Source organism: Stieleria sp., from assembly GCF_041595215.1.
Lineage (GTDB): Bacteria > Planctomycetota > Planctomycetia > Pirellulales > Pirellulaceae > Stieleria > Stieleria magnilauensis.
The window spans coordinates 1-6,258 of sequence record NZ_JBFHKV010000455.1; the positions used below are offsets into that span (position 1 = coordinate 1).

Annotated in this window: 4 protein-coding genes; 1 reads left to right on the plus strand and 3 read right to left on the minus strand. The window is 60.3% G+C overall.

Annotation, left to right across the window (positions count from 1 at the left end):
* Positions 1-152: 152 nt before the first annotated feature.
* A complete protein-coding gene (locus ABX749_RS17675; protein ID WP_372897127.1) occupies positions 153-725 on the plus strand; it encodes a hypothetical protein in 573 nt (190 codons plus the stop codon).
* Here the strand turns inward: ABX749_RS17675 and ABX749_RS17680 are convergent.
* The 3 genes from ABX749_RS17680 to ABX749_RS17690 all read right to left on the minus strand — a co-directional run.
* The gene (locus tag ABX749_RS17680) at positions 722-1,729 is read right to left on the minus strand and encodes a dihydroorotate dehydrogenase-like protein (protein ID WP_372897128.1); all 1,008 of its coding nucleotides are present in this window, start codon (positions 1,727-1,729) and stop codon (positions 722-724) included. The genes ABX749_RS17675 and ABX749_RS17680 overlap by 4 nt on opposite strands.
* A 202-nt stretch (positions 1,730-1,931) precedes the next feature.
* Entirely contained in the window at positions 1,932-5,501 is a 3,570-nt protein-coding gene (nifJ, locus tag ABX749_RS17685) for a pyruvate:ferredoxin (flavodoxin) oxidoreductase (RefSeq protein WP_372897129.1), read from the minus strand.
* A gap of 415 nt (positions 5,502-5,916) precedes the next feature.
* The coding region (locus tag ABX749_RS17690) for a CBS domain-containing protein (protein WP_372897130.1) at positions 5,917-6,258 on the minus strand (342 nt) is incomplete at its 5' end.

Consider the following 6,258-nt stretch of genomic DNA (forward strand, 5'->3'; position numbering starts at 1 on the left):
ACTCGCACACTTCGGCGTGCGGAATCGCACTGGTGGGCGTCGAAGAGACGTATCCCCGCACCGACAGTCCGCCTGCCGCACGTTCGGCTCCCGGCACTACGTTTGCAGTGAATTGCATCGCAAGATGAAACGCCGCAACAGGGGAACAAGCGATGAGATCCCGCCACAGCCGAGAGGCGCCAACGAGACGACTTCAACAGCGAAAGTTTTTCAACGATGTGGAGGATGCGATTGTCGATCGTCTACACGCCGAAGCCCACAGCGAAGGAGCACGCGACGACTTGGCGCGTCAAACGGGAATTTCGGATGCGTCGCTGTTGAGCGAACTGACGGAACTGGGGTTCACCACGCGGACGTTGATCGCCTTGCGGTTGATTCCGCTTGTTCTGGTCGCTTGGGCCGATCACCGCGTCGACAGCGGTGAGCGACAAGCGGTGTTGGACGCGGCCTCGACGCTCGGGATCCGACCGGAGAGCGAAGCCTACATGATGCTGGATCATTGGTTGCGCGAGGTTCCGCCTCGTGAGAGCGTTGACGCGTGGAAACGCTACATGCGTGACGCGATGGGCCGATTGAGTCAACGCGCCCGAGCTAAATTAGCCACGTTCTTTCGAACACAGATGACGGCGATCGCCAAAGCATCCGGCGGTCAGTTCGGATTCGGAAAGGTGTCCGGCAAAGAACGCCAAGTGATTGACGGGTTTATGAACACGCTGTGTCACTAGACCTTCGTCGTGTAGGAGGTCAGTGCCTTCATGTAGTTGGCGCGTTTGAGCCCCTCGGGGTTGGAGCAATTGTCCATGCTCATGCTGCCCTTGAGTTGTTCGACCGAGAAGTAGCCGTTCTCGTCCATCCACTGAACCAACTCGTTGCGCATGACCGGTAGGTGGTCGATCCCATGCTTGAGCAAGGTCGAGGCGATCATCACGGCGTCGGCCCCGACCAGCAACGCCTTGGCGGCATCGAGTCCCGAGTGCACGCCGCCGGTGGCCGCGATCGACGCTTGGATCCGGTCTCTCAGGATCGCGATCCAACGCAAGGCCAGACGCAATTCTTCGGGCTGGCTAAGTTGTAGTGCCGGCACAAATTCAAGCGTCTCCAGATCGATCTCCGGCGAGAGGAATCGGTTGAACAGCACCAATCCCGCGGCACCGGATTCGACCAGGTCACTGCCAAACGTGGCCGGTGAGGAAAAGAACGGCCCCATTTTGACGGCCAACGGGATTCGCAGTTGTTCGCGGACCGACAAAACCAACTCGCGGTAGTGTCGTTCGACATCGGAGGAGGAGACGCTGGGGTCGGTGGGCACCAAATAGATGTTCAATTCCAGCGCATCAGCGCCAGCCTGCTCCATCAATTCGCCGTAGTATTTCCAACCGCCGCTGCTGAATCCGTTCAAACTGGCGATCACGGGGATGCAAAGACTCTCCTTGGCGTCACGGATCAGTTGCAAGTATTCTTCCGGCCCGGTGTTGTAGCGTTCCAAATCAGGAAAGAAACTCAACGACTCAGCCATCGAATCCGATTGATAGGCATTCAACTGTTCGAACTGCTCTCGTTCGTGTTCGATTTGCTCTTCGAATAGTGACGGCAGCACGACCGCCGCGGCGCCGGCTCGCTCCAGATGCAACAGCGATTCGACGCTGCCGGTGAGCGGGCTGGCCGAGGCGATGAAGGGGTTCTTGAGCTCAAGCCCCAGATAGCTGGTGGAAAGGTCGATGTTGGTCATGGAAAGAAATCCGTGCGTCGGGTCGGTCTTTGGTTGAGTTGGTTGGTCGTCAAACGGATGAGTCGTGTCGGGCATGCGATGCATGCCATCAGTTGTCAGCCGTGTAAGTCATGCTGTGCATGCCATCAGTCGTCAGGCACCGCCTACGCCGCATCGGCGATGACAGGCTGGAAGCCTCTCCCGACTTCAGCACCTCGGGGTTCTAAACATCGGTTTGTTGCAGGTCGGGATTGTCTCGCTCGACGCCGGCCAATTGTTGGTAATAGTGCCAGGTGTCGTCGATGTCTTTCTGAGCAAGTTCCATCAGTTCACGCGCTCGTTCCGGTTTGGATCGGGCGAGCATGGCGAACCGAGCTTCCTGCATCGCAACTTCCTTGAACGGCTTGGAGGGTTTGCGGCTGTCCAGGTGGAAGGGGTGCTCACCGGCATGGGCATCACGGGGGTCGTAGCGATACAACGGCCAGAACCCGCTGCGGACCAAGTCGCGTTGATGGGTCATGGCGGTGGACATATCAATTCCGTGCGCGATGCAGTGGCTGTAGGCGAGCAGCAGCGACGGGCCGTCGTAGGATTCCGCTTCCTGGACCGCACGAAGCGTTTGGGCGGGGTTAGCCCCCATCGCGATCTGAGCGACATAGACGCTGCCATAGGCGACGGCCATCGCGCCCAAGTCTTTGCGATGCACGTTGCGGCCGTCGGCGGCAAACTTGGCCGTCGCGGCGCGCGGCGTCGCTTTGGACGCCTGCCCGCCGGTGTTGGAATAAACACCGGTATCGAGCACGATGATGTTGACGTTGCGTCCGGAGGCGAGCACATGGTCCAGCCCGCCATAGCCGATGTCGTACGCCCAACCATCACCACCGACGATCCACACACTTCGCTCGACCAGCGAATCGGCGATTGCGGCCAATTCCAACGCCGGTTGAGAACCGAGTGACGCCAATCGTTGTTTCAGTTGATCGATTCGATCGCGTTGATCCTGGATCTCCGCTTCACCGCGTTGCTTGGAATCGAGGATGGCGCCAGCCAGCGTCCCATCGACCTGGTCACTCAATTGGGTGAGCAAGGCGCGGGCGCGTTCACGTTTGCCGTCCAGCCCCAACCGCATCCCGAGTCCGAATTCGGCGTTGTCTTCGAACAGCGAATTGGACCACGCGGGGCCTCGCCCTTGCGCATTGGTCGACCAAGGCGTGGTGGGCAGATTGCCGCCATAAATTGACGAGCAACCGGTCGCGTTGGCGACAACCATTCGGTCGCCGAACAGCTGCGACAACAATTTCAAGTATGGCGTCTCGCCACAGCCACCGCAGGCACCGGAGTACTCGAACAGGGGCAGCATCAGCTGAGCGTCCTTGACCTTGGTCGTATTCAAGGTCGTCCGGTCGGGATCGGGGAGCTGGTCAAAGAACCCGAATCGCTCGCGTTCGCGCTCAAGATGCTCACTCTTGGGCAGCATGTCGATCGCCTTGTGCTTGACGACCTCCTTGCTCTTGGCCGGGCAGACGTCGACGCAGACACCACAACCGGTGCAGTCCTCGGGGGCAACCTGAATGGTCAGCGCCGCCAGTCCGTTGCCGCCGGCCGCGATCCGCACGGGAAACGCCTCCGGTGCCTGATCGAGCAAGGCTTCGTCGAATCGTTTGGTGCGAATCGCCGCGTGTGGGCAAACCATCGCGCAGAGGCCGCATTCGATGCACAGGTCGGCATCCCAAATCGGGATCTGATCGGCAATGTTTCGCTTTTCGTACTGCGCCGTTCCGGTCGGGAAGGTTCCGTCGACGGGCAGGGCGCTGACCGGCAGCAAATCTCCCTTGCCGGCGATCATCATGCCGGTGACACGCTGGACGAAGTCGGGCGAATCGAGGGGCACCGGCGGCAGCAAGTGCACCGTGCTGGACGGCTTGTCGGGCACCGTGACTTTTTGGATCGATGCGGTCGAAGCGGCGATCGCGGCGAGGTTTCGCTCGACGACGACCGGCCCCCGTTTGCCGTACGTGTTGCGCACTGCTTCCTGCATGTGCTGCATCGCCTCGTCCATCGGCAGGACACCTGACAAGGCAAAGAAGCACGTCTGCATGACGGTGTTGATCCGCCCGCCCAGTTCGTTTTCTCTGGCAATCGTGCCGGCATCGATGACGTAGAACTGCAGGTTCTTGTCGATGATTTGCCGTTGGATTTCCTCTGGCAGATGATCCCACACGGCTTCGGCATCGTAGGGACAATTCAATAGGAATGTCGCGCCGGGTGCCGCGATTTCCAACACGTCGCGTTGCTGCAAGAAATTGAATTGATGGCAGGCGACAAAGTTGGCTTGACGAATCAGGTAGGTCGATTCGATCGGCTCGGGGCTGAAACGCAAATGCGAAACCGTCACCGCACCGGCCTTCTTGGAATCGTAGACGAAGTAGCCTTGCGTGTGCAGCGGCGTGTTTTCGCCGAGGATCTTGACCGTGTTTTTATTCGCCCCTACGGTGCCGTCGCTGCCGAGTCCGTAGAACACGGCGCGGGTGACGTGTTCGGGTTCGTCGTAGTCCGCTTCGTCCCACGTCAGACTTTGCAACGTCACGTCGTCGTGGATTCCGATCGTAAAGTGTTGTTTCGGTGCCTCAGCGGCCAATTCTCTCACGACCGCCATCGCCATCGCGGGAGTGAACTCTTTGCTGGACAGTCCATAGCGTCCGCCGATGACTCGGGGGATCGGAACCGAACGACTCCACCAAGCCTGCGTGACCGCCGTGACGACATCTTGGTAGAGCGGTTCCCCGACGGCCCCCGGTTCCTTGGTGCGATCGAGCACCGCAATCTGCTTGACCGAATCGGGCAACGTGTCGATGAACCGATCGACATCGAAGGGTCGGAACGCCCGGACCTTCAACAGACCGACTCGACCTCCGTCGCGGTTGAGTGCGTTGACGGCTTCTTCGGCCGCACCGCATCCCGAACCCATCATCACCAGAATGTGTTCGGCGTCGGCCGCACCGACGTAGTCGAACAACTTGTACTGACGGCCGGTCAGTTCGGCAAAGCGATCCATTTCCTGCTGCAGGATATCCGGCATGGCGTCATAGAACGGATTGACCGCTTCGCGAGCCTGGAAGAAGACGTCGGGGTTTTGTGCCGTCCCGCGCAGCACCGGTCGGTCGGGATCGAGGCTGCGTTCCCGGTGCTGCAGCACCAAGTCGGTGTCGATCATTTGCTCGACCGTGGCCGGATCGATCAATCGGATCTTGTTGATTTCATGCGAGGTTCGAAAACCATCAAAGAAGTGCAGCAGCGGAACACGAGCGCGGAGAGTGGCCGCTTGGGCGACCAACGCCAAGTCGTGTGCTTCCTGGACTGACGACGAGGCCAACAATCCGTACCCGGTCGTGCGTGCGGCCATCACATCGCTATGGTCGCCGAAGATCGACAAGGCGTGGGTGGCGAGGCTGCGTGCGGCGACATGGATCACCGAGGGAGTCAATTCGCCGGCGATCTTGAACATGTTGGGCAGCATCAACAACAGACCTTGCGATGCCGTGAAGGTGGTCGTCAGCGCGCCGGCTTGGAGTGATCCGTGCAGCGCACCGGCCGCGCCGCCCTCGCTTTGCATTTCAACGACTTGTGGGATCGTGGACCACGCATTGGGGAGACCGGCTGCCGACCAGCCGTCGGCGAATTCTCCCATCGGCGTCGCCGGCGTGATGGGATAGATGGCGATGACTTCGTTGGTTGCATAGGCGACTCTTGCAACCGCTTCGTTACCGTCCAGGGTGGCGAACTTGTCTTGCACTTCAAAAGCTCCTGCTGATGCTTAAAATTGAACAGGAGTCCAAGGAGCAAATGCCGGACCGCGAGAAAGGCGCGCGGCTGGGCACACTTGTGACGGACCCGATCATTCATCCAACCTGAAGAACGGTGGGGTTCCCCCGCATCGACGCGACGCAAGGGTTTCCGAAGGAGTGGGCTTCGGTGGCACACATCAGGGCAGGAGGGCACGGAACTCACGGCCAACCAACGCGGGCGCGAACCGGCTGATGGCGAATGGCGATCAGCCGTTGCCAACAAACGGATTTTTTATTGTTAGCGGTCGGGCGCGAGCCCGCCGGTCTTTCAGGGTGGTACCACGCCGCGACCGGACGGCTCGCGCCGTTCCGCTAGCACCTGCCGTTGCCAACGTCGGGGGCGATGGGCTCGGCAATCTCGCTTCAGAGCGTCGAGGACGTGGGGGCTTCCTTGCGGACCAGTTCACCGATCTCTTCGAACTCCTCGCTGAGCAGACTGAGGACATCGTCCAGCGTGACCAAACCGACCAACTGGCCGGCGTCGTCGACGACGGGAAGCCGGCGGTGGGCGCCGCGGCGCATGATCGCGATCGCCGCCTCGATCGGCGTGTTCTCGGTCACGCTTTCAGGCAACTTGCTCATCACCACCTCCAACTCCGTCATGGTGGGATCGAGCCCCTTGGCAACGACGCAGAGCGCCAAGTCGCGATCGGTCACGATTCCGATCGGGCTTTGGTTTTGATCGAGAACGACCAGCGTTCCGAC